Origin of the sequence: Embleya sp. NPDC020630, from assembly GCF_044334985.1 — a bacterium.
GTDB lineage: Bacteria > Actinomycetota > Actinomycetes > Streptomycetales > Streptomycetaceae > Embleya.
Window position 1 is genome coordinate 1,096,463 of sequence record NZ_JBIRUB010000001.1, and the last position, 23,048, is coordinate 1,119,510.

Sequence of the window (23,048 nt, forward strand, 5' to 3'; positions counted from 1 at the left end):
GGAGAGCGGCGGAGCCGCGAGTTTTGGGTCGGGTGGTCCCTCGCGAGCCGGCGCGAAGCGCCCGATAAGAAGCAACGCTGCGGGATACGGGTTTGGTTGGTTGGGTGGCTTGTGTTGTGGGTGTGGTGGCTTGGGTGGCTTGTGTTGCGGGTTTGGTTGGTTGGGTGGCTTGTGTTGCGGGTGTGGTGGCTTGGGTGGCTCGTGTTGCGACCCTGGTTGCTTGGGCTGCTCATGCCGCGAGCCTGGCTGCTTGGTTGGCTTGCGTCGCGGTCCTGGCTTCGCGTCTTGGTTGCCCCCCGACTCCGGCCGGGCCCCGGCGGCCTCTGGGGCGCGGTCGGGGTGGGTGTGAAGTGGTTTCTCCTCCGCTTCGCTCCGTCGGGGGCGGAAGCGCGGGGGGCGTTGCCGCTGCGCGGCGCCTTGGGGGTTCCGGCTCCGCTGCGCTCTGCCGGTTGTGGAGTGGGTTGCGGTTCCGCTGCGCTCCACCGAGGCGCCTTCGTCCGCCCGCCTCGTGCCCCCGGCGTCCAGGTTGCCTCGCGCCGTTGGTGTGTCGAACTCGGTGCCTCGGTGGGCGCTGCGCGCGATGGATGCCTGTACGGCAGGTGCGGGGCAAGCGGGTGACTTGGGGTTCACTCGAATGGGTGAGCGTGGTGGGAGTCCCCAACGGCAAATCCCGCCGGATCTACGCTGAACGCGGTTCGGGATCCGCGCCGGTTTCAGCCCGACCCGTCCGAGCACGGGCCAGGACGGGCCGGCTCGGCCCGGCGCCTCGTCCGGTCTCCCGGGGCCGTGGCGGCTCGATCGCGCCGTCGCGGGTCGGATGTGCGGGGCGGGCGAGCCGGACCTCGATAGGGAGGTCGCGGGTCGGCAAGTGGTCGCCGACCCGCGATGCTCCCGGGGCTGGTCCGGGGTGGTGGCGGCGGTCGGCCGGTGGCCTACAGTCGACGGGTGGATTTCAGCGGCAAGAGCATTCCCGACACCGGATTCCCCGACGACGACGGCAGCGCCCACCCCGCGCTGGCACAGGCGCTGGCGGCGCCGGAGGTGGACGACGAGGCGGTCTCCCGGGCCCTGTGCGAGGCGCGACTGCTGGTCCCGGTGGTGGCGATCCTGACCGAGGAGGAGGACGTCGCGCCCGGGGAGTTGCGGCGGGAGAAGTCCAGCGACATGGCGGTGCCCACGATCCAGGGTCCGGACGGGCGGCGGGCGCTGCCGGCGTTCACCTCGGTCGCGGCGCTGGCGCGTTGGCGGGCGGACGCCCGGCCGATCCCGGTCGAGGCCGCGCGCGCCGCGCACGCCGCGTACGCGGAGGAGGCGGACACGCTGTTGCTCGACCTGGCCGGGCCGTATCCGTACGAGGTGTCGGGCAGTCGGCTGCGGGCGGTGGCGGAGGGGCGGGCGCATCTGGCTCCGCACCGGGATCCGGAGGTGCTGGGTGCGGTGCGGGAGGCGGTGCACCCCGAGAGCGCGGTGTCGGCTGTGTACCTGACCGAGGGCGGCGGCAACGACCTGACGCTGAGCCTGGTGGCGGCGGCGTCGCCGATCGAGGTGACGGAGGCCGCGCGGCGGATCGTGGGGCGGTTGGCGGAGGACGACGTGGTCCGGGCCCGGCTGGATCGTGGGCTCGACCTGGCGATGTTGCCGCCGGGCGCTTCGCTGGAGGCGGAGCCACTCTTTTCGCGATAGACGCGACCGGGGTTCGTCCTCAAGCGCCGGACGGGCCGGATTGGGGCCGGGTCGCCTCCGGAGCCGGGCTGCGCCCTGCTTGTCCTCAAGCGCCGGACGGGCTGAGTTGGGCCGGGTCGCTTCCGGGGCCGGCCTCCGGTCCGGTTGTCCTCAAGCGCCGGACGGGCTGGATTGGTTGCTCGGCTTGGGTTCGGTGGTGCTTGCCGATCCTCATTCGCCGGAGGGCTGATGGGGCGGGTTTGCCCCCGAGCCGGGCTGTGCCCTGCTTGTCCTCAAGCGCCGGACGGGCTGAGTTGGGCCGGGTCGCTTCCGGGGCCGGCCTCCGGTCCGGTTGTCCTCAAGCGCCGGACCGGCTGGATGGCTCGGTTCGCTTCCGTGGCGGGGTGCCGGGCCAGGGTCCCGGCACCCCGCTTGGGGTTAGTGGACTGGGCCTGTGAGTTTTTCGCCTGGACCCTTTCCGGGGACGTCCGGGTATGTGGAAGCCTCCCGGAAGGCCAGTTGGAGGGTTTTGAGGCCGTCGCGCAAAGGGCCCGCGTGGTAGGAGCCGACCTCTGGGGCCGCGGCGGTGACCAGGCCCGCCAGGGCGGTGATCAGTTTGCGGGCCTCGTCCAGGTCCTTGTGCGCCTCGCCGTCCTCGGCCAGGCCCAGTTTGACCGCCGCCGCGCTCATCAGGTGGACGGACAGCGTGGTGATGACCTCGACGGCCGGCACGTCCGCGATGTCGCGGGTCATGACGTCGACGTCGTCGGCCGGGCCGGGTGCAATATGGGGGGCGCTCTCGCTCATGGGAACCAGTCTCGGGTATGCCCCCGAATCGGGGAACAACGGGGCCCTTCGGCATGTTCGAGCCAGTGGTAGAGTGGTGTATCGACCGACCGGGCATCTGCATGCCCGGCCTGCAAGCGGAGGCTCCGTCTCCCACCCGATCGACCTCACGGACGACGGGTACCGGTCCGGTGCGACGCACTTCGTGTGCGTCCGTTCCACGTTTGCCGCCCTCTGGGCGGCTTCGTCAGCCGGTGGTGGAGCCTCGCATGCAACCGTGCGAGGCTTTTTCGCGTTGCCTGGATGGCTTCGCGGAGAACCTGGCTCGGGGGGAAGTGACACCGAGACACATGTGACCGCTTCGCCCGCGGTCGCTTCAGGTATGAGGAGGCCCCATCAGCGCCGAGCCCCGCATCAACGACCGGATTCGCGTCCCCGAGGTGCGACTCGTTGGTCCTGGCGGCGAGCAGGTCGGAATCGTCCCGCTGGCCAAGGCCATGGAACTTGCCCAGGAGTACGACCTCGACCTCGTAGAGGTCGCGGCCAACGCCCGGCCGCCGGTCTGCAAGCTCATGGACTACGGCAAGTTCAAGTACGAGTCGGCCATGAAGGCCCGTGAGGCGCGCAAGAACCAGGCGCACACGGTCATCAAGGAGATGAAGCTCCGGCCGAAGATCGACCCGCACGACTACGACACCAAGAAGGGTCACGTCGAGCGGTTCCTGAAGCAGGGCGACAAGGTCAAGATCACGATCATGTTCCGTGGTCGCGAGCAGTCCCGGCCCGAACTGGGCTACCGACTGCTGCAGCGTCTCGCGACGGACGTCCAGGAGCTCGGGTTCATCGAATCGAACCCGAAGCAGGACGGCCGCAACATGATCATGGTTCTCGGCCCGCACAAGAAGAAGACCGAGGCCATGGCCGAGGCTCGCGAGGCCCAGGCGGCGCGCAAGGACGCGCGTCGGGTGGCCGTCGAGTCCGGGGACGAACGCCCCGACGAGTCGGAAGCCGGCAGGGCCGAGGCCGCCGCTCAGGTCGCCGAAGCCCCCGTCGAGTCCGACGCGGAGCCGAAGGCCGAAGAGCAGGTCTGACCCGGAACGGGTCGCCCCGCGCCGATTTGCACACACACCTGTGCCTGCCCGGTGGTACCGGGCGGGTACGGCACGACGAGGAGACTGCGGCGACATGCCGAAGAACAAGACCCACAGCGGTGCCAGCAAGCGCTTTCGTATCACCGGCTCCGGCAAGGTGCTGCGCCAGCGTGCGGGTCGCCGTCACCTTCTCGAACACAAGCCCTCGACCCTGACCCGGCGCCTCGCCGGTGTCGTCGAGGTGGCCCCGGCCGACGCCAAGAAGATCAAGAAGCTGCTCAAGAAGTAGTAGTAGGCAGCAGTCGTCGCACCGGCTGACGAGAACCCACCGGTCGGCGACAGGCGACGGTCCCAGACTTACCCGGGCCGCGGTCGACACACCGCGGTCTGACATCAAGGAGTTCATCAAGTGGCACGCGTCAAGCGGTCGGTCAACGCCCACAAGAAGCGCCGCGTCATCCTCGAGCGGGCGTCCGGCTACCGCGGCCAGCGGTCCCGTCTGTACAGGAAGGCCAAGGAGCAGGTCACCCACTCCATGGTCTACAACTACAACGACCGCAAGAAGCGGAAGGGGGACTTCCGTCAGCTGTGGATCCAGCGCATCAACGCCGCTGCCCGCCTGAACGGGATGACCTACAACCGCTTCGTGCAGGGCCTCAAGGCCGCCGGTGTGGAGATCGACCGCAAGATGCTCGCCGAGCTCGCGGTCAACGACGCCCCGGCGTTCGCCGCCCTCGTCGAGGTAGCGCAGAAGGCCCTCCCGGCCGACGTCAACGCGAAGAAGGAAGACGCCGCGGCCTGATCGTCGACTCACGTCGTCGATGTCGCAGCACTTCCCAGACCGTTGCAGGTCGAGAGCAGAGAACGGTAACGCGATGGCGAGCCCCGAGCTGACGTCCACCCGATCACCACGAGTGGCGGCGGCTCGGCGGCTCGCCAAACGCGCTTTCCGGGCCCGGGAGCGGTTGTTCCTGGCCGAGGGACCGCAGGCGGTGCGCGAGGCGGTGGCCCTGCCGGGCACGCTGCGCGAGATGTACATCACCCCCGAGGTGGCCGAGCGCTACCCCGATCTGGTCGCCGGCGCGCACGAGGCCCGGGTACCGGTGTTCACCGCCACCGACGAGGTCGTCGCCGCGATCAGCCAGACCGTCACCCCCCAGGGCGTGGTGGCGCTGTGCCGGTTCGTGGACGTGACCCTGGAACACGCGATGGCGGCGCGGCCGCACCTGGTCGCGGTGTTGGCCAACGTGCGCGACCCCGGCAACGCGGGCACCGTGCTGCGCGCGGCCGACGCGGCCGGCGCCGAGGCGGTCGTCCTCACCGACGCTTCCGTGGACCCGTACAACCCCAAGGCAGTGCGCGCCTCGGTGGGCAGCCTCTTTCATCTGCCTGTCGTCACCGGCGCCCGGATCGAGGACACCGTCGCCGCGCTGCGCGCCGCCGGGATGCGGATCCTGGCCGCGGACGGCGCGGGCGAGGCCGATCTGGACGGCGAACTGGACGCGGGCGGGCTCGCCGGACCCACCGCGTGGATATTCGGCAACGAGGCGTGGGGGCTCCCCGAGCAGACCCGCGCGCTGGCCGACGCCGTGGTGCGGGTGCCGATCCACGGACGGGCCGAGAGTCTGAACCTGGCGACTGCCGCGGCCGTGTGTCTGTATGCCTCCGCCCGCGCGCAGCGCGGTCACGGGGGCTGCCGCTCCGGCGCGCGAAACGCGCGATGACCCCGACGTACCCGGCTTGACTGGCGAGTGCCGGGGAACGAGTCGGTTGCGTCCGGCGCACCCGGACGGCACGCTGCGCCTTGGGATAGTGTGTCCGGCCCGGAACTCCCTCGGGCCCGAAACGGGAAGGGGGCCGATGGACGCCGACATGCTGCCCGACGGCCTGGTGGTCGCCGACGAGAACGGCACGGTGGTCACCTTCAACGCCGCCGCCGCCCGGATCACCGGGACGCGTCCCGAGGACGCGCTCGGCAAACACATCGCCGACGCGCTGCCGCTGGAGGACATCGAGGGCCGGCGCTGGTGGGTGTGCACCGATCCGTACGGCGGGCTGTCCACCCGGACCCGCCAACCCGAGCGCAACCTGCTGCTCGCCGGGCGGGAGATCCTGGTCACCGCGTCCTACGTGCGCGACGACGGGCCGCGCGGGCCGCTGAGCAAACTCGTGGTGTCGCTGCGCTGCACCGACGCGCGTAGGCGGATCGAGCGCGGCCACTCCGACCTGATCGCCACCGTCGCGCACGAGTTGCGCTCGCCGCTCACCTCGGTCAAGGGCTTCACCGCGACGCTGCTCGCCAAGTGGGAGCGGTTCACCGACGAGCAGAAGCGGCTGATGCTGGAGACGGTCGACGCCGACGCGGACCGGGTCACCCGGCTGATCACCGAACTCCTGGACATCTCCCGGATCGACGCGGGCCGGCTGCAACTCAACCGCCAGGTCGTCGACATGGAGGAGGCGGTACACCGGCACCTGCGCGCGCTCGAATGCAACGGCCTGCCGGACGAGCGCTTCGTGGTCGTGGTGGACGGGCCGTTGCCCCGCATGTGGCTCGACGCCGACAAACTCGACCAGATTCTCGGCAACCTGCTGGAAAACGCGGTGCGCCACGGCGCGGGAACCGTCACCATCGAGATGCGCGCGGTCTCCATCGGGTCCGCGCCCGGTGCGTACGGGACGGAGATCACGGTGAGCGACGAGGGCCCGGGCATCCCGGACGAACTCCTCGAGCGCGTCTTCACCCGCTTTTGGCGCGGCAACCGCCGCGGTGGCACCGGCCTGGGGCTGTACATCGTCAAGGGCCTGGTCCAAGCGCACGCGGGCACCATCGGCGTGGATCGCGCCGAGTGCGGCGGGGCCCGATTTCGATTCACCCTGCCGGCCGCGATGCCGGACGTCCTCATGTAGCGCTGCCCGCGCGGAGGAAGTCCCACCCACGTCGTCGCGGTCCGGCGGCCGCGGACACGCACGCCCATCGGGCGTCAGTAAACTCGGAGCGCGGACGTCGCAGGACGTCATTGCCGCCTCCACCACCGGCGGATCCCCCACAGGAGCACTGGACACAGATGTCGGCACCGAACAAGTCGTACGACCCGGTCGAGGTCGAGGCGTTGAAACCCGAGGAAGTCGAGCGGGCCAGGGACGCGGCGCTCGCCGCGGTCGAGGCCGCCGCCGACCTGGCCGCGCTGCAGGAGGCGAAGGTCGCGCACACCGGCGACCGTTCGCCGCTGGCGCTGGCCAACCGCGAGATCGGCGCGCTCCCGCCGCAGGCCAAGGCCGAGGCGGGCAAGCGCGTGGGCCAGGCCCGCGGCGCGGTCAAGCAGGCCCTGGAGCGGCGCCTGGTCGAATTGGAGGCGGAGCGGGACGCGCGCGTGCTCGTCGAGGAGGCGGTCGACGTCACGCTGCCGTGGGACCGTGCTCCGCGCGGCGCCCGGCACCCGCTGACCACGCTCTCCGAGCGCATCGAGGACCTGTTCGTGGCGATGGGCTACGAGGTCGCCGAGGGCCCGCAGGTCGAGGCCGAGTGGTACAACTTCGACGCGCTCAACATCCTGCCGGACCACCCCGCGCGGACCATGCAGGACACCTTCTTCGTGCGCGCCGAGGACGGCTCCGCGGACTCCGGCGTGGTGCTGCGCACGCACACCTCGCCCGTGCAGATCCGCACCATGCTCACCCGCACGCCGCCGATCTACGTGATCTGTCCGGGCCGGGTGTACCGCACCGACGAGCTGGACGCCACGCACACCCCGGTGTTCGGCCAGATCGAGGGCCTGGCCGTCGACAAGGGCCTGACCATGGGCGACCTCAAGGGCACGCTCGACCACTTCGTGCAGGCCATGTTCGGCGAGGGCATCGTCACCCGGCTGCGCCCGTCGTACTTCCCGTTCACCGAGCCCTCCGCCGAACTCGACCTCAAGTGCTTCGTGTGCCGGGGCGCCTCGGTGGGCGACCCCGAGCACCCGTGCCGGACCTGCCGGTCCGAGGGCTGGATCGAGTGGGGCGGCTGCGGCATGGTCAACCCGCGCGTGCTGATCGCGTGCGGCATCGACCCCGAGGTGTACAGCGGTTTCGCGTTCGGTGTGGGTCTGGAGCGCGCGCTGATGTTCCGGCACAACGTCGAGGACATGCGGGACATGGTCGAGGGTGACGTCCGGTTCACCCTCCCGTTCGGGATGGAGATCTGATGCGGGTCCCGCTTTCGTGGCTGCGGGAGTACGTCGACCTCCCTGCCGGCGAGTCCGGGCGCGACGTCGCCGACAAGCTCGTGGCGCTCGGCCTCGAGGTCGAGACGGTCGAACAGCTCGGCGCGGACCTCAAGGGTCCGCTCGTGGTCGGCCAGGTGCTCGAGATCGAGGAGCTGGAGGGCTTCAAGAAGCCGATCCGGTTCTGCAAGGTCGACGTCGGCGACGCCAACGGCACCGGCGAGCCGCAGGAGATCATCTGCGGCGCGCGCAACTTCGAGGTCGACGACAAGGTCGTGGTGATCCTGCCGGGCGGCGTGCTGCCCGGCCCGTTCGAGATCACCGAGCGCAAGACCTACGGGCGCGTGTCGCGCGGGATGATCTGCTCGGCCCGCGAGCTGGGCATGGGCGACGACCACGACGGCATCATCGTGCTGCCGATCGAGGCGCAGATCGGCGCGGACGCGATCGAACTGCTCGGCCTGGTCGACGAGGTCCTCGACATCGCGGTCACCCCGGACCGCGGCTACTGCCTGTCGATGCGCGGCGTCGCCCGCGAGGCGGCGATCGCCTACGGGCAGCCGCTGCGCGACCCGGCGCTGCTGGACGTGCCCGACGCCAACGGGTACGGCTACCCGGTGCGGGTCGAGGACCCGGCCGGCTGCGACCGGTTCGTGGCGCGCACCGTGGTCGGCGTCGACCCCGACGCGCCCTCGCCGCTGTGGGTGCAGCGCCGCGTGCAGATGAGCGGCATGCGGCCGATCTCGCTGGTCGTGGACGTGACCAACTACGTCATGCTCGAACTGGGCCAGCCGCTGCACGCCTACGACCGGGCCCGGTTGCAGGGGCCGATCGTGGTGCGCCGTGCGCAGGCCGGCGAGAAGCTGACCACCCTCGACGACGTCGAGCGCACGCTCGACCCCGAGGACCTGCTGATCTGCGACAACCGCGGGCCGATCGGCCTCGCGGGCGTGATGGGCGGCGAGAGCACCGAGATCGGCGACGACACGAGCGACATCGTGATCGAGGCCGCGCACTTCGACCCGGTGGCCATCGCGCGCACGGCGCGTCGGCACAGGTTGTCCTCGGAGGCGTCGCGCCGGTTCGAGCGCGGCGTGGACCCGGAGGCGGCCCGCGCGGCGGCGCAGCGCGCGGTCGACCTGCTGGCCGCGCTCGGCGGCGAGCGCGCCCAAGCCGAGGCGGGCGTGACCGAGGTGGACGCGCCGCGCGAGCCGGTGCGGATCACCCTGGCCGCCGACCACGCGGCTAAGGTCGCGGGTGTGCCCTACACCCGCGAGACGGTGGCCCAGCGGTTGCAGGAGGTGGGCTGCTCGGTCGAGGGCATCGACACGCTCACCGTCGGCCCACCGACCTGGCGGCCCGACCTGACCGACCCCAACGACCTGGCCGAAGAGGTCATCCGGTTGGAGGGCTACGACCGGGTGCCGGCCACGCTGCCACAGGTGCCGGCCGGTCGCGGGCTGACCGCCGACCAGCGGCGTCGGCGCCGGTTGGGCCGGGCCCTCGCGGGCGCGGGCTACACCGAGGTGCTCAACTACCCGTTCCTGGGGCAGAGCGCGTTCGACGACCTCGGCCTGGCCGAGGACGACGCGCGGCGGCGCACCGTGGTGCTGGTCAACCCGATCTCCGAGGAGGAGCCGGCGCTGCGCACCACGCTGCTGCCGGGCCTGTTGGACACGCTGCGCCGCAACCTCGGGCGCGGCAACACCGACCTCGCGCTGTTCGAGTCGGGTGTGGTCTTCCGGCCGAACGCCTCGACCCCGCCCGCGCCCGTGCTCGCCGTGGACCGGCGGCCGAGCGAGGAGGAACTGGCCGCGCTGGCCGCGGCGTTGCCGCATCAGCCGCAGCGGATCGCGGTCGTGCTGTCCGGGGAGCGCGAGCGCTCCGGGTGGTGGGGCAAGGGCCGGCCGCAGATCTGGGCGGACGCGATCGAAGCCGCGCGGGTGGTCGCGGACGCCGTCGGGGTCGAGCTGACCGTGCGGGCGGATCGGCACGAGCCGTGGCACCCCGGGCGCTGCGCCGCGCTGGTGGCGACCGCGCCGGACGGGAGCGAGCGGGTCGTCGGGCACGCCGGCGAGCTGCACCCGAGGGCGCTCAAGGCGCTGCACCTGCCGGAGCGGGTCGGCGCGATGGAGTTGGACCTGGACCTGCTCACCGCCGACCTGGACGGGGAGCGCGTGGTTCAGGCCGGGCACGTCTCCTCCTACCCGGTGGCCACCCAGGACGTGGCGCTCGTGGTGCCCGACTCGGTGCCGGCCGCCGAGGTGGAGGCCGCGCTGGTCGAGGGGGCCGGGGCGCTGCTCGAATCGGTGCGCCTGTTCGACGTGTACACCGGCTCGCAGGTCGGCGAGGGCAGCAAGTCGCTGGCCTACGCGCTGCGTTTCCGGGCGCAGGACCGCACGCTCACGGTCGAGGAGGCGACGGCCGCGCGGGACGCGGCGGTGGCGCTCGCGGCGGAGCGGACCGGGGCGGTGCTGCGCGGGGCGTGACGCCTCTCGGGCCGGATCGGTCGACGTGGGCCCGCACACCGTGACGGTGTGCGGGCCCACTCGTGTGTGCGGGGTCGCCGGTCGGGGCCGGTGCTCGGGAGCGGGTGCTCAGGGGTGGGTGGGGGCGGTGGGCAGGATGCCCGGGGCCAGGACGTCGACGCCGCAGATCTGCCTGGCGGCGGCGATCGGGTCGTTGGGGAAGCGGAAGGACGTGCGGCGCACGGCGCCGGTGAGGTTGGCGACGAAGCGGTGCCGGGTCAGCGGGGCGTGGGTCGAGTCCAGCAGTTCCTTGAGCCGGCCGCGGTTCGTGTCGCCGCAGGTGAGGGTGTAGCGGGCGGCGGCGATGCGGATCGGGTCGATGCCCGGGGGTGGCGGGGCGGCCGGGTCGGCGTACTGGGCGAGCACCCAGGCCGGGTCGATCTGCTTCTCGTGCCCGGGGCGGCCCCGGGTGGACAGCTGTACGTGCGCGGCGAGCGGATAGGCCAGGCCCAGGTCGTCGAGGGCGACGCCGGTGAGCGGGACGGCCGCGCCGAGCATGCCCAGGGAGGGCCACATCGCCACGATCGGCGTGGCGACGTCCGGGCGCAGCGGGGCGTTGAGGGTGTGCGTGGGGGAGCGGTCGACCAGGGTGTGCCGGTATCCCGGGCGGGGGTCGCGGACGAAGGTGGGGAAGCCGGGAAAGCCGTCGATGAAGGCGTCGGCGGTGACGGGGTTGGCCACGCCCAGGACCGAGGTGTAGAAGCCGCGTTCGTCGGCGATGCCGGCCGGGCCGATGCGCTCGTAGGGGACCCGGAAGGCGGACGCGCACAGCAGGGCCCACGCGGCCAGGGCGGCCACGGCGGGGATCGCGAGTCGGCTCGCCGGGACCAGCAGGATCGGCAGGAGCAGGAGGAACAGGCCCGGGAGGAGCATCCGGGCGTGCATGAAATCGCCGCCGACGCGGACCACGTAGAGCAGCATGGCGAGACCGCACACGACGGGGGTCGTGTAGAGGGTGCGGCGGACGCGGGTGCCGGGGAGTGTGGTCGCGGGGGCGGTGCGGCGTCTTGTGGCGAGCACGCCGGCGGTGCCGAGGGCGGCGAGGGTGAGCAGGGGCAACCACAGGTGGTACGGGTCGGCCAGGTCGCGGGCGTAGGCCCAGCCCCGGGGCCAGTCGCTCGCGCCGGCCTCCTTGGTGATCGCGGGCAGGGGGAGCAGGACGCCGTAGTAGCCCATGCGGAAGATCTCGTAGGCCAGCGGCAGCGCGGTCGCGGCGGCGGTGAGGGCCGCCGCGCGGCGGGGGCGCGGGCGGTGGATCAGGGCCAGGGCGGTCAGGAAGCCGAGCGTGGCGATGGCCAGCTCGGGGCGGACCGTCGGGCCCAGGCCCGCCAGGACGGCGAGGCCGTATGCGCGGCGGGTGTGTGGGCGCGGGTGTGGGCGGGTGTGCGGGTCGGCGGCGAGGCGTACGAGCAGCCACCAGCAGCCGGCGATCCACAGGGTGGTGAGGCCGGTTTCCAGGCCGGAGGTGGCGAAGTCCCAGGTCGGCGGCAGGGCGAGCAGGATCGGGGCGCCGCAGGGGAGCAGCGGGGCGTGCCCGGCGGCGGGCCGGTACAGGCGGCGGCCGGCGTCGGCGGCCAGGAACCAGCCGAGTACGGCGCACAGCAGGCCCAGGCGCACGGCCAGGGGCGCGGGGTCCTGGCCGGTGAGGCGCGTCGCGGCGACCAGGAGCCACTGCCAGAGCGTGCCGGTGGCGGCCTCGGCGCGCTCGCCCGGGTTGAACACGGGGCCGTTGCCGGCCAGGATCTGCCGGACCGGGCGGGTGTAGATCAGGCCGTCGTCGCACAGCCAGCTGCGTTTGCCGGCGAGGACGGCGACGAACACGGCGGGCAGCAGCACGGCGGCGATGTTCCACCGGGCGACGCGGCGTGGTGTGCGCGGGGGTGGGAGAGGGGCGGGGGCGGGGTGGTCGGCGGGCGGCGGGCCCTGGTCGGTCGAGGTGGTGGTCAGGGTCATCGGCGGCCTCCGGGCGGGTCGGACGGCGCCGGTGGGATCGTCCGTTCCGCCGGGCGCGCACCTCGTAGGGTGGCGCCATGAGTACTTACGTGATCACCGGTGCGGGTAGCGGTATCGGCGCGGAGATCGCCCGGCTGTTGCGGGAGGACGGTCACGATCTGGTCGCGATCGTGCGGTCGGAGCGGCGGGCGGCGGATCTGGCGGGGCCGGGAGTGCGGACGGTCGTGGCCGACCTGGAGCATCCGGAGACCATCGCGGAGGCGCTGGCGCCGCTGGCGGACGAGACGTTCGCGGGGCTGGTGCACAGTGCGGGCGTCGCGGAGCTGGGCACGGTGGAGTCGACGGCCGTCGCGGTGTGGGCGCACACGCTGACCGTGAACGTGGTCGCGGTGGCGGAGGTGACGCGGGTGTTGTTGCCGGCGTTGCGGCGGGGGCGGGGCGATGTGGTGCTGTTGAACAGTGGGGCGGGGTTGCGGACGAGTGCGGGGTGGACGGCGTATGCGGCGAGCAAGCACGCGTTGAAGGCGTTCGCGGACGGGCTGCGGGAGGAGGAGCCGGGGTTGCGGGTGACCAGTGTGTATCCGGGGCGGACGGCTACGGCGATGCAGCGTGGTGTGCGGGAGCAGGAGGGCGGGGCGTACGAGAGCTCGCGCTACAGCGATCCCGTGACGGTGGCGGGGGTCGTGGTGTCGACGCTTTCGCTTCCGGGCGATTCGGTGGTCCATGACGTGACGGTGCGCTCGCGGGGTTGACGTGAGGTTGTCGTCCTCAAACGCCGGACGGGCTGGGGTGGTGGGTTCGGCGCGCCCGGGGTCGGGCTGGGCCTTGTCCTCCGGACGGCCGATTGGGGCCGGTTCGGCTCCGGGGCCGCGCCCTCGCCTCGGGCGCCGGGCGGGCTTGGTGTTGGGCCTGGTTCGGGCCTCGGGAGCCGGGCTGCGCCCTGCGTTGTCCTCAAGCGCCGGACGGGCTGATTGGGGTTGGGTTCCGGGTTGGGCTGCGGCCCTGCTTTGTCCTCAAGCGCCGGACGGGCTGGGGTTGGGCCCGTTCCGCTCCGAGGCCGGGTTGCGCCCCGCCGTGTCCTCAAACGCCGGACGGGCTGATTGGGTTCGGCTCCGGGGCCGCGCGCCCTCGCCTCAGGTGCCGGGCGGGCTGGTGTTGGGCTCGGTTCAGCTCCGAGGCCGGGCTGTGCGTGTCCTCAAGCGCCGGACGGGCTGATTGGGGTTGGGTTCCGGGGTTGGCTGCGGCCCTGTTTGTCCTCAGGCGCCGGGCGGGCTTGGGGTTGGGCCTGGTTCGGGGTCCGAAGGCCGGGCTGCGCCCCGCCTTGTCCTCAGGCGCCGGGCGGGCTGGTTGGGGTCGGCTTGGGGGTGGGCTCGGGCTTGGCCGGCTTTTGGGTTTTGGGTGGGGTGGTTGGGGTTCAGCGGTTGGGGTTGTCGGTGGGGAGGATGTCTTTTTGGAGGACGTCTACGCCGCAGATTTGCTTGGCTGCTGTTACCGGGTCGTTGGGGAAGCGGAATGAGGTGCGGTCCCAGGCGCCGGTGAAGTTCTTTTTGAAGCGGCTCCAGGTCATGGGTTCTTGGACCGAGTCCTGGAGTTCTTTGATTTTGCCGGTGTTGGTGTTGCCACAGGTGAGGGCGTAGCGGGCGGCTTTGACGCGGATCGGGTCGATGCCCGGGGGGAGGACGGCGTCCGGGGAGGTGTACTGGGCGAAGACCCAGGCGATGTCGATTTCCTTTTCGTGGCCGGGGCGGCCCCGGGTGGTGAGTTCGACGTGGGCGGCCAGGGGGTAGGCCAGGCCGAGAATGTCGACGGAGACGCCGTCGAGCGGGGTGTTCGCGCCGTTCATGCCGAGGTTGGTCCATACCGTGGCGACCGGGGCGGGCAGCTTCGGGTCGAGGGCGGTGACGTAGAAGCCGTCGTACCAGGGGTAGACGATCACGTGCTTGTGGTCGGCGCGGGCGGCCTGGGCGGCGGCGGGGAAGCGTGGGTAGTTGGCCACGTACGAGTAGGCGGTGACCGGGTTGGCGACCTTGAGCGCGCCGATGTAGAAGGCACGTTCGTCGGCGATGCCGCGCGGGCCGATGCCCTCGTAGGGCACCCGGAAGGCGACCGCGCAGACCACGGCCCAGCCGATCAGCACGGTGGCGGCCGGTACCGCGAGCCGGCTCGCGGGGACCACGAGGATGGGCAGCAGCAGGGTGAACAGGCCCGGCAGCAACATCCGGGCGTGCATGAAGTCGCCGCCGACGCGGATCACGTAGAGCAGCATGAGCAGCCCGCACGCCACGGGGACGGCGAAGACGGTGATCCGGGCCCATCCGGCGCGGTCGATCGTGCGCGGGTCCAGGCGGGCGCGGGCGCGAGCGGGGTCGCGGCGTACCCGCAGTACCGCCTGGACGAGCAGGCACGCCGCGAGTACGACGAACGGGAGCCACAGGTGGTACGGCCCGGTCAGGTCGCGGACGTAGTCCCAGCCCCGGGACCAGTCGCTCGCCGACGCCTCCTTGGTCACGGCGGGCAGCGGCAGCATGACGCCGTAGTAGCCCATCCGGAAGATCTCGTACAGCAGGGGGAGGGTGAACGCGGTGCCGAACAGGGCGAGGGCGCGGAGCGGGCGCGGGCGGCGGATCACGGCGAGCGCGATCAGGAACCCGAGGGTGGCGATGGCCAGGTCGGGGCGAACCGTCGGGCCCAGGCCCGCGACGAAGGCCAGCGCGTAGGCGATGCGGGCGCGCGGGTCGTGCGGGAGGCGGACCAGGAGCCACCAGCAGCCGGCGATCCACAACGTGGTCAGCCCGGTTTCCAGGCCGGAGGTGGCGAAGTCCCACACCGGCGGCAGCGCGAGCAGGGCGATCACGCCGAACGGCACCAGGAGGGGGACGCGCGCGGTGCGTTCGTGCAGCCGACGGGTGGCCTGGAGCGCGAGGACGTAGCCGGCGGTGGTGCACAGCAGGCCCAGATAGACCGCGAGGCGGCCGACGTCGCTCTGGGTGATCCAGGACGCGAGCACCAGGATCCACTGCCACAGCGTGCTCGTGGAGGACTCGGCGCGTTCGCCCACATTGAACACGGGGCCGTTGCCGGCCAGGATCTGGCGCACGGTGCGGGTGAAGATCAGGCCGTCGTCGCTGATCCAGCGTCGGTGCCAGCCCAGGATCAGCACGATCAGGGCGGGCGTCAGCACCATCGCGAGGTTCCAGCGGGCCGTGCCGCGGGTGGACGGGCCGTCCTGGGGGGGATCGGCCCGTCGCCCGAAGCGCGAGCGCCCGGACAGCACACTCACGAGGCTCATGGTTCGTTGACTCCAGTCGGGGCGGGCGGGCCGACCACACCATAACCACTGATGATCGACCGCCGGACCGATGACGGGCTCAGGAGGGCGAGCAGAATTTCTTCTCGGCCTCGATCGGGTTGGCCGGGATCCGCAGCTTGGTTCGGTCCACGGCGCCGGTCAGGTTCTTCCAGAAGCGCGACGCGGACATCGGTTCGTCGACCGAGTCGACGAGTTCGGCGAGGTCGCCGCAGCGCAGCGCGGCCCGGGCGGCGCGGATTTCCTCCTGGGTGGCGGCGTCCGGCGGGACCAGCGCGTCGCCGGCCGGATCGACGTAGAGCGCGACGTTCCAGGCGAACGGCAGCAGCTTCTTGTGGCCGGCGGCGGTGTGCCGGGTCTCGGTGATGTGCGCGCCGACGGTGTTGGACAGGCCCCACACGTCGACCACGATCCCGCCGAGCGGGGTGATCGAGCCGCCGACTCCGAGTCGGCCGATGACCAGGCCCTTGTCGTGGTCGAGGTCGGCGCGCAGCGGCAGCGGCGGCACCTTCATGTAGTTGGGGTCCACGAAGAGAAGACGTTCGCCGCCGGCCTTTTCGTTGCGGAACGCCTCTTCTATCGTCGGCAGCGTCCGGATGTGCGCTTCCTCGGTGGTGGGGTTGTCGGTCCTGGTCCACGCGGCGTAGGTGTCGCGTTCGTTCCAGACCTGATTGCCGTTGCCGTCGGGGGCCGGCGTGGTGATCACACCGGAGCGCAGCGTGCTGCCGCAGACCACCGCCCAGACCGCGACCAGCACGATGACGGGGGTTATGAGCCGGTCCAGGGGGGCGAGCAGCAGCGGGAGCAGGACCAGGAGCAGTACGGGCAGCCACATGCGGCCGTGCATGAAGTCGCCGCCGACCTTGAGCACGTACACGGTCTGGCCCAGCGCGGCGACCAAGGGGGTGCCGATGACGATCCAGGTGCGCCGGTCGGCGGGGCGGCGCCGGGTGAGCGCGAGGGCGACCGCGACCACGATCAGGATCATCGGGATCCACAGGTAGTACGGCTTCATGTAGTCGGTCAGGTAGTCCCAGCCGCGGCCCCACAACGATCCCGACGCCTCCTTGGTGAGGGCGGGCATCGGGAAGATCAGGCCGTAGTAGCCCATCCGGAAGATCTCGTAGGCGGCGGGCAGGAACCCGGCGCAGGCGAGCATCGCCAGGGCCCCCCGCCAGCGGGCGCGGATCAGCAGGAACTGGGCGGCGAGCAGGATCACCATGGTCAGGCCCAGGTCGGGGCGGACCAGGGGGCCCAGGCCGAACCAGAAGGACAGAGCCAGGGTGCGCCGCGTGGTGTGGGTGCCGACCGGGCGCAGCCAGGTGCCGATCAGCAGCCACCACGACAGGCCGATCCAGAACAGGATCAGGCCGGTCTCCATGCCGGCGGTGGCGAAGTCCCACACGGAGGGGATGGCGATGAACACGAGCACGCCTGCGGGCAGCAGCAGCCGGGTGACCGCCAGGCCGCGGAAGAGCCGGCGGGTGCCGTCCAGGGACAACCACAGGCCGGCGACCGACAGGATCAGGCCGGTGTAGACGGCGGTGGGCGCGTAGTCGAACGGCGTGATGCCGCCGAGCAGCGCGAGCAGCCATTGCCACAGCGTGCTCGTGGAGGTCTCCACACGTTCGCCGGCGCTGTAGACGGGGCCGTTGCCGGCCAGGATCTCGCGGACCGCGCGGGTGAAGATGAGGCCGTCGTCGGTGATCCAGCGCTGGTGCCAGCCCATGATCGCGAAGACCAGCGTGGGCAGGCCCAGGGCGAGCAGGTCCGGCAGTGGGACGCGGGCGCGCCTGCGCTCGGCGGTGGGCCGGGTCGGCGCGGCGGTGGTGTCCGCGGTGCCCGCCTCGGGAGCCGATGGGGGCTCGCCGGTCGGGGACTGTAGGTCCGGGTCGGCGACGCGTGCGGCGTCGGCGGGCCCGGAGGTGCCGGGGGGAGGGGTCACGTGGTCTCGTTCGTTTCCTGGGCGGGGGCGCCCGCCGTCTGCTGCACGTCGCTGCCGTCCCGCCGGCCGTCGACCGCCCGCCGGGGGCGCGTATCCGAAGTCCGCTGATCCTAACGCACCGGCATGCGCCCTATTGGGTGACCCGGGGACGGGGAAGGCTTGCCCGGAGCGGCCTTGTGCGGGTCTTCGGGCCCCTGCCGGGCACTGCGACGCGCGGCGCCGCATCTGGGCGCACCGGGGAAACGGGCGGATAGGACCACTGTGCGCCTGCTTCCGCGGTGCGCCGATGCAGGGGATCCGCCCTCGGGCTCCTCGCCGCGGTCGCGCCGCGGAGCCCGGCGGGGGCGCCGACGGGGCACCGGCGAGGGCTCGAAGGCACGGTCGGGGGTGGGCGGTCACCCAACGTACTTGCATAGTGATTCGACCATCCGTATAGTCATGCTCCTGACAAGGAGGCGGTAATGGGGGCCAAGGCGGCACTGGCCGGGGCGAGTGGATATGCGGGCGGGGAGATTCTGCGCCTGCTGCTCGCACACCCGGAGATCGAGATCGGCACGCTCACGGCGGGGTCCAACGCGGGCCGACGCCTGGGCGAGCTGCAGCCGCACCTGCTGCCGTTGGCCGACCGCGTCCTCGTCGAGACCACGGCCGAGAACCTGGCGGGGCACGACGTGGTCTTCCTGGCCCTGCCGCACGGACAGTCCGGCGCGCTGGCCGCGCAACTGGGCGCCGACGTGCTCGTGGTGGACTGCGGCGCCGACTACCGGCTGCGCGACGGCGCCGACTGGGAGGAGTTCTACGGATCCCCTCATGCCGGGACGTGGCCGTACGGACTGCCCGAGCTGCCGGGCGGGCGCGCCGCGCTCGTCGGCACCCGGCGGATCGCGGTGCCGGGCTGCTACCCGACCGTCTCGCTGCTGTGCACGGTTCCCGCCACCGCCGCCGACCTGGTCGAGCCCGACTGGGTCGTGGTCGCCGCGTCCGGCACCTCCGGGGCGGGCAAGGCGCCCAAGCCGCACCTGCTGGGCAGCGAGGTGATGGGCTCCGCGAGCGCCTACGGCGTCGGCGGGGTGCACCGGCACACGCCGGAGATCCTCCAGGGGCTGCGCGCGGTCACCGACGCGCCGGTCACGGTGTCCTTCACCCCGACGCTGGTGCCCATGTCGCGCGGCATCCTGGCCACCTGCACCGCCCGGCTGCGGCCGGGCGTCACCGCCGAGGCGGTCCGCGCGGCCTACACCGCGGCCTATGCCGACGAGGGCTTCGTCCACCTGCTCGCCGAGGGCCAGTGGCCCGCGACCGCGATGGTCTACGGCGCCAACACGGCCGTCGTACAGGTCACCGTCGACGAGCGCGCGGGCCGTGTCGTGGTGGTCGGCGCGATCGACAACCTCGCCAAGGGCACCGCCGGCGGCGCCATCCAGAGCACCAACATCGCCCTCGGCCTCGCCGAGGACCTGGGACTGAGCAAGACGGGGGTAGCACCGTGAGCGTCACCGCAGCACAGGGCTTTCGCGCCGCGGGCGTGGCCGCGGGCCTCAAGAGCACGGGCGCGCCCGACGTGGCGCTGATCGTCAACGACGGCCCCTCGATCGCCGGGGCGGCGGTGTTCACCGCCAACCGGATCAAGGCCGCGCCGGTGGTGTGGTCCGAGCAGGTGGTCAAGGCCGGCCTCGTGCAGGCGGTCGTGCTCAACTCCGGCGGCGCCAACGCCTGCACCGGCACCGAGGGCTTTCGCAACACGCACGCCACCGCCGAGCGGGTCGCCGAGGCGCTGGGGCTGAACGCCGGCGAGATCGTGGTGGCCTCCACCGGCCTGATCGGCGTACAACTGCCGATGGACCGGCTGCTGCCGGGCGTCGACAAGGCCGCGGCGGCACTGAGCGCCGACGGCGGCGAGGCCGCGGCGATCGCGATCAAGACCACCGACACCGTGCACAAGCAGTCCGTGGTCACCGACCCCGCCGGGTGGACCGTCGGCGGCATGGCCAAGGGCGCGGGCATGCTCGCCCCCGGCCTGGCCACCATGCTCGTCGTGCTCACCACCGACGCCGCGGTCGACGCCGAGACGCTGGACGCGGTGCTGCGTGGCGCCACGCACACCACGTTCGACCGGATCGACTCCGACGGCTGCATGTCCACCAACGACACCGTGCTGCTGATGGCCTCCGGCGCCTCCGGCGTCGAGCCCGACCTCGCCGCGTTCGCCGAGGCGGTGCGCACCGTCTGCGGCGACCTCGCCCGGCAGCTGATCGGCGACGCCGAGGGCGCGAGCAAGGACATCCGGATCGACGTGACGGGCGCCGCGACCGAGGCCGACGCGCTGGAGGTGGCCCGCTCGATCGCCCGGAACAACCTGTTCAAGTGCGCCGTGCACGGCGAGGACGCCAACTGGGGCCGCGTGCTCGCCGCGATCGGCACCACCGCCGCGACCTTCGACCCCGACCGGCTCGACGTCGCCTTCAACGGCGTGTGGGTGTGCCGGGACGGCTTCGTCGGCGAGGACCGCGAGCTGGTCGACATGACCCCGCGCGAGACGCACATCGTGGCCGACCTCAATGCCGGCGAGGCCGCCGTGACGGTGTGGACCAACGACCTCACCGCCGAATACGTCCACGAGAACTCGGCCTACTCGTCGTGACCGGTACCGACAGCCAGACGAGGGGGAGCGGGATGCGGACGGAATCGGCCGACAAACAGGGGCGCAACAACGCGGCACTGGCCAAGGCGCACACGCTGATCGAGGCGCTGCCGTGGTTGGAGCGCTTCTACGGCAAGACCGTGGTGATCAAGTTCGGCGGCAACGCCATGGTCGACGACGCGCTCAAGCAGGCGTTCGCCCAAGACCTGGTGTTCCTGCGGTTCGCCGGGCTGCGCCCGGTGATCGTGCACGGCGGCGGCCCGCAGATCAGCGCGCAGCTCGACCGGCTCGGCATCGAGTCGTCCTTCGCCGGCGGCCTTCGGGTGACCACGCCCGAGGCGATGGACGTGGTGCGCATGGTCCTCGCCGGCCAGGTGCAGCGCGAGATCGTCGGCCTGATCAACCGGCACGGGCCGTTCGCCGTCGGGATGACCGGCGAGGACGCGCACACGATGACCGCGGAGAAGCGGCTCGCGGTCGTGGACGGCGAGTCGGTCGACATCGGCCTGGTCGGCGACATCGTCGAGGTCGACCCCGGTGCGATCCGGGCGCTGCTCGACGACAACCGGATACCGGTGATCTCCTCGATCGCGCGCGGCGCCGACGGGCACGTCTACAACGTCAACGCCGACACCGCGGCCTCGGCGCTCGCGGTGGCGCTCGGCGCGGAGAAGCTGGTCGTGCTCACCGACGTCGAGGGGCTGTACGCCGACTGGCCCGTCAGCGACGAGGTGATATCGCGCCTGGACGCCGACGAGTTGGCCGCGCTGATGCCGAACCTCTCCACCGGCATGCTGCCCAAGATGGAGGCGTGCCTGCGGGCCGTGCAGGCCGGGGTGCCGGCCGCGCACGTGCTCGACGGGCGGGTCGCGCACTCGCTGCTCCTCGAGGTGTTCACCGACGAGGGCATCGGGACCATGGTGGTGCCCGCCCGGGACAAGCACGCGGGGGCCGCGACCGCGGCCGACATCGAGCACGCGGACAACGACGACGAAGACTCCGAGGGGGCGGCGTGACCATCACCGAGAGCGGTGCCGCCGGTGCGCTGACGCAGCGGTGGAACCAGGCGCTGATGCACAACTACGGCACGCCCGCGATCGAGCTGATCAGCGGCTCGGGCGCGCGCGTGGTGGACGGCGCGGGCAAGACCTACGTCGACTTCCTCGGCGGCATCGCGGTCAACGCGCTCGGCCACGCGCACCCGGCGATCGCCGCCGCGGTGAGCGCGCAGCTGGGCCGGCTGGGCCACGTGTCCAACCTCTACATCGCCGAACCGCCCGTGGCGCTCGCCGAGCGGCTGCTCGGCCTGTTCGGCCGCCCCGGCCGGGTCTACTTCGGCAATTCGGGCGCCGAGGCCAACGAGGCCGCGTTCAAGATCGCCCGGCGCACCGGTCGGCCGCAGATCATCGCGGCCGAGGGCGGCTTCCACGGCCGCACCATGGGCGCGCTGGCGATGACCGGCCAGCCCGCCAAGCGCGAGCCGTTCGCCCCGCTGCCCGGCGGCGTCGACTTCATGCCCTACGGCGACGTCGACGCGCTGCGCGCCGCGGTCGGTCCGCAGACCGCCGCGGTGATCCTGGAGCCCATCCAGGGCGAGAACGGCGTGGTCATGCCCGGTGAGGGCTACCTGGCCGCGGCCCGGGAGATCACCGCCGCGCACGGCGCGCTGCTGATCCTGGACGAGATCCAGACCGGCATAGCCCGTACCGGCGCCTGGTTCGCCCACCAGCCGCTCGGCATCGAGCCCGACGTGGTCACGCTGGCCAAGGGCCTGGGCGGCGGGCTGCCGATCGGCGCCTGTGTCGCCTTCGGGCCGGCGGCCGAGTTGTTGCGGCCGGGCCAGCACGGCACCACCTTCGGCGGCAACCCGATCTGCTGCGCCGCCGCGCTCGCGGTGCTCGACACGATCGAGAACGACGACCTGTGCACCCGTTCGGCGCAACTCGGCGAGCGGCTGCGGGCGGGAATCGACAAGATCGCCCATCCGCTGGTCGACGAGGTGAGCGGAGCGGGCCTGTTGATCGGTATCGTGCTCACCGCACCGGTGGCGCAGACCGTGCAACAGGCGGCGCAGGACGCGGGTTTCCTCGTCAACGCCGCCGTGCCCACCCGGGTCCGGCTCGCCCCGCCGCTCGTCGTCGACGACGCGGACGTGGACGCGCTGCTCGGGGCACTGCCCGCAATCCTGGACGCCGGCCTCGCCGCCGCACCCGCCGGAGGAACTTCGTGAACACCGTCCGACGACGACGCGTGCGGCGCTAGGCGGGGTCGGCCCATGAGCAGCGAGCCCGGCACCGGCGAGCCCGGCACCGACGCGACCCCGGTCGAAGGCGTATACGCGGTGCCCAGCACCCGGATCGCCCGCCACCGGCGGATCGTCGACATCCTGACCCGACACCCGGTCCGGTCGCAGAACCAACTCGCCCGGCTGCTCGCCGAGGACGGCCTCGCCGTCACCCAGGCCACGCTGTCCCGGGACCTCGACGAACTCGGCGCGGTCAAGATCCGCGACGCGGAGGGATCGCTGATCTACGCCGTGCCGGCGGAGGGCGGCGATCGCACCCCCCGGGCGCCGCTGGAGGAGTCCGCGGTCGAGGGACGGTTGTCCCGGCTGGCCGGCGAACTGCTGGTGTCGGCCGAGGCGTCGGGCAACCTCGTGGTGGTGCGCACACCGCCGGGCGCGGCCCAGTTCCTGGCCTCCGCGATGGACCACGCCGAGTCCCGGCTGATCCTGGGCACCATCGCCGGCGACGACACCATCCTGATGGTCTCGCGCGACCCGGAGGGCGGCGCGGCGCTCGCCGCGTACCTCCTGGCGCTCGCCGAGCACAAGGGATAGCCGGGCCCGGTCCGCCCGCGACCATCGACTTCCGCACACCGCCAGAGCGCTCGGCTCGGGCCGAACCAGCACCGCATCTGCCGAATCG

18 protein-coding genes are annotated in these 23,048 nt (G+C 72.3%); 14 read left to right on the plus strand and 4 right to left on the minus strand.

Annotated elements, in window-relative coordinates; translation table 11 throughout:
• Nucleotides 1-945: 945 nt before the first annotated feature.
• Nucleotides 946-1,683, plus strand: a complete 738-nt coding sequence (locus tag ACH4XV_RS04470; protein WP_395786750.1) for an SseB family protein — start codon at nt 946-948, stop codon at nt 1,681-1,683.
• A 417-nt stretch (nt 1,684-2,100) separates the two neighbouring features.
• Here ACH4XV_RS04470 and ACH4XV_RS04475 read toward each other — a convergent pair whose 3' ends face one another.
• Nucleotides 2,101-2,469 carry a DUF1844 domain-containing protein gene (locus ACH4XV_RS04475; protein WP_380001054.1) on the minus strand — a complete coding sequence of 123 codons (369 nt, stop codon included), beginning with the start codon at nt 2,467-2,469 and terminating at the stop codon, nt 2,101-2,103.
• Between the two features lie 374 nt (nt 2,470-2,843).
• Here ACH4XV_RS04475 and infC point away from each other — a divergent pair, with 374 nt between their 5' ends.
• From infC to pheT, 7 genes are all read left to right on the plus strand, one after another.
• Nucleotides 2,844-3,539 carry a translation initiation factor IF-3 gene (gene infC / locus ACH4XV_RS04480; RefSeq protein WP_395787056.1) on the plus strand — a complete coding sequence of 232 codons (696 nt, stop codon included), beginning with the start codon at nt 2,844-2,846 and terminating at the stop codon, nt 3,537-3,539.
• A 94-nt stretch (nt 3,540-3,633) separates the two neighbouring features.
• The gene (gene rpmI, locus ACH4XV_RS04485) at nt 3,634-3,828 is read left to right on the plus strand and encodes a 50S ribosomal protein L35 (protein WP_078978620.1); all 195 of its coding nucleotides are present in this window, start codon (nt 3,634-3,636) and stop codon (nt 3,826-3,828) included.
• A 120-nt stretch (nt 3,829-3,948) separates the two neighbouring features.
• The gene (gene rplT, locus ACH4XV_RS04490; protein ID WP_020552013.1) at nt 3,949-4,341 is read left to right on the plus strand and encodes a 50S ribosomal protein L20; all 393 of its coding nucleotides are present in this window, start codon (nt 3,949-3,951) and stop codon (nt 4,339-4,341) included.
• 73 nt (nt 4,342-4,414) lie between these two features.
• On the plus strand, nt 4,415-5,263 hold the full coding sequence (locus ACH4XV_RS04495) for a TrmH family RNA methyltransferase (RefSeq protein ID WP_395786751.1): 849 nt from the start codon (nt 4,415-4,417) through the stop codon (nt 5,261-5,263).
• A 136-nt stretch (nt 5,264-5,399) separates the two neighbouring features.
• Nucleotides 5,400-6,449 carry an ATP-binding protein gene (locus ACH4XV_RS04500; RefSeq protein ID WP_395786752.1) on the plus strand — a complete coding sequence of 350 codons (1,050 nt, stop codon included), beginning with the start codon at nt 5,400-5,402 and terminating at the stop codon, nt 6,447-6,449.
• A 158-nt stretch (nt 6,450-6,607) separates the two neighbouring features.
• A complete protein-coding gene (gene pheS / locus ACH4XV_RS04505) occupies nt 6,608-7,729 on the plus strand; it encodes a phenylalanine--tRNA ligase subunit alpha (protein ID WP_395786753.1) in 1,122 nt (373 codons plus the stop codon).
• Nucleotides 7,729-10,236: a phenylalanine--tRNA ligase subunit beta gene (gene pheT / locus ACH4XV_RS04510; protein ID WP_395786754.1), complete on the plus strand. Its 2,508-nt coding sequence runs from the start codon at nt 7,729-7,731 to the stop codon at nt 10,234-10,236. Before pheS ends, pheT begins: the two co-directional genes overlap by 1 nt.
• Before the next feature lie 108 nt (nt 10,237-10,344).
• Here pheT and ACH4XV_RS04515 read toward each other — a convergent pair whose 3' ends face one another.
• Entirely contained in the window at nt 10,345-12,228 is a 1,884-nt protein-coding gene (locus ACH4XV_RS04515; RefSeq protein ID WP_395786755.1) for a hypothetical protein, read from the minus strand.
• A 77-nt stretch (nt 12,229-12,305) separates the two neighbouring features.
• Between ACH4XV_RS04515 and ACH4XV_RS04520 the strand changes: the two genes are divergently transcribed.
• Nucleotides 12,306-12,980 (plus strand): SDR family oxidoreductase, encoded by a 675-nt coding sequence (locus tag ACH4XV_RS04520; protein WP_395786756.1) that lies wholly within the window; start codon nt 12,306-12,308, stop codon nt 12,978-12,980.
• 662 nt (nt 12,981-13,642) lie between these two features.
• Here the strand turns inward: ACH4XV_RS04520 and ACH4XV_RS04525 are convergent.
• Nucleotides 13,643-15,517: a hypothetical protein gene (locus ACH4XV_RS04525; RefSeq protein ID WP_395786757.1), complete on the minus strand. Its 1,875-nt coding sequence runs from the start codon at nt 15,515-15,517 to the stop codon at nt 13,643-13,645.
• A gap of 79 nt (nt 15,518-15,596) precedes the next feature.
• Nucleotides 15,597-17,480: a hypothetical protein gene (locus ACH4XV_RS04530; protein WP_395786758.1), complete on the minus strand. Its 1,884-nt coding sequence runs from the start codon at nt 17,478-17,480 to the stop codon at nt 15,597-15,599.
• 461 nt (nt 17,481-17,941) lie between these two features.
• Here ACH4XV_RS04530 and argC point away from each other — a divergent pair, with 461 nt between their 5' ends.
• The 5 genes from argC to ACH4XV_RS04555 are packed head-to-tail and all read left to right on the plus strand — an operon-like array spanning nt 17,942 to nt 22,960.
• Nucleotides 17,942-18,970, plus strand: coding sequence for an N-acetyl-gamma-glutamyl-phosphate reductase (gene argC / locus ACH4XV_RS04535; RefSeq protein ID WP_395786759.1), 1,029 nt, complete (start codon nt 17,942-17,944; stop codon nt 18,968-18,970).
• Nucleotides 18,967-20,121 (plus strand): bifunctional glutamate N-acetyltransferase/amino-acid acetyltransferase ArgJ, encoded by a 1,155-nt coding sequence (gene argJ, locus ACH4XV_RS04540; RefSeq protein WP_380041003.1) that lies wholly within the window; start codon nt 18,967-18,969, stop codon nt 20,119-20,121. The genes argC and argJ overlap by 4 nt, the downstream gene beginning before the upstream one ends.
• Nucleotides 20,122-20,153: 32 nt before the next feature.
• Nucleotides 20,154-21,137: an acetylglutamate kinase gene (gene argB / locus ACH4XV_RS04545; protein ID WP_395786760.1), complete on the plus strand. Its 984-nt coding sequence runs from the start codon at nt 20,154-20,156 to the stop codon at nt 21,135-21,137.
• The gene (locus ACH4XV_RS04550) at nt 21,134-22,351 is read left to right on the plus strand and encodes an acetylornithine transaminase (RefSeq protein ID WP_395786761.1); all 1,218 of its coding nucleotides are present in this window, start codon (nt 21,134-21,136) and stop codon (nt 22,349-22,351) included. Before argB ends, ACH4XV_RS04550 begins: the two co-directional genes overlap by 4 nt.
• 45 nt (nt 22,352-22,396) lie before the next feature.
• Nucleotides 22,397-22,960, plus strand: coding sequence for an arginine repressor (locus ACH4XV_RS04555; protein WP_395786762.1), 564 nt, complete (start codon nt 22,397-22,399; stop codon nt 22,958-22,960).
• Nucleotides 22,961-23,048: the final 88 nt, after the last annotated feature.

Bases quoted from the DNA above. Each gene is read 5' to 3' on its own strand.
- ACH4XV_RS04475 (WP_380001054.1), bottom strand. From the start codon at position 2,469: ATGAGCGAGAGCGCCCCCCATATTGCACCCGGCCCGGCCGACGACGTC.
- rpmI (WP_078978620.1), top strand. From the start codon at position 3,634: ATGCCGAAGAACAAGACCCACAGCGGTGCCAGCAAGCGCTTTCGTATC.
- ACH4XV_RS04495 (WP_395786751.1), top strand. From the start codon at position 4,415: ATGGCGAGCCCCGAGCTGACGTCCACCCGATCACCACGAGTGGCGGCG.
- ACH4XV_RS04500 (WP_395786752.1), top strand. From the start codon at position 5,400: ATGGACGCCGACATGCTGCCCGACGGCCTGGTGGTCGCCGACGAGAAC.
- pheS (WP_395786753.1), top strand. From the start codon at position 6,608: ATGTCGGCACCGAACAAGTCGTACGACCCGGTCGAGGTCGAGGCGTTG.
- pheT (WP_395786754.1), top strand. From the start codon at position 7,729: ATGCGGGTCCCGCTTTCGTGGCTGCGGGAGTACGTCGACCTCCCTGCC.
- ACH4XV_RS04515 (WP_395786755.1), bottom strand. From the start codon at position 12,228: ATGACCCTGACCACCACCTCGACCGACCAGGGCCCGCCGCCCGCCGAC.
- ACH4XV_RS04520 (WP_395786756.1), top strand. From the start codon at position 12,306: ATGAGTACTTACGTGATCACCGGTGCGGGTAGCGGTATCGGCGCGGAG.
- ACH4XV_RS04525 (WP_395786757.1), bottom strand. From the start codon at position 15,517: ATGAGCCTCGTGAGTGTGCTGTCCGGGCGCTCGCGCTTCGGGCGACGG.
- argC (WP_395786759.1), top strand. From the start codon at position 17,942: ATGGGGGCCAAGGCGGCACTGGCCGGGGCGAGTGGATATGCGGGCGGG.
- argB (WP_395786760.1), top strand. From the start codon at position 20,154: ATGCGGACGGAATCGGCCGACAAACAGGGGCGCAACAACGCGGCACTG.
- ACH4XV_RS04555 (WP_395786762.1), top strand. From the start codon at position 22,397: ATGAGCAGCGAGCCCGGCACCGGCGAGCCCGGCACCGACGCGACCCCG.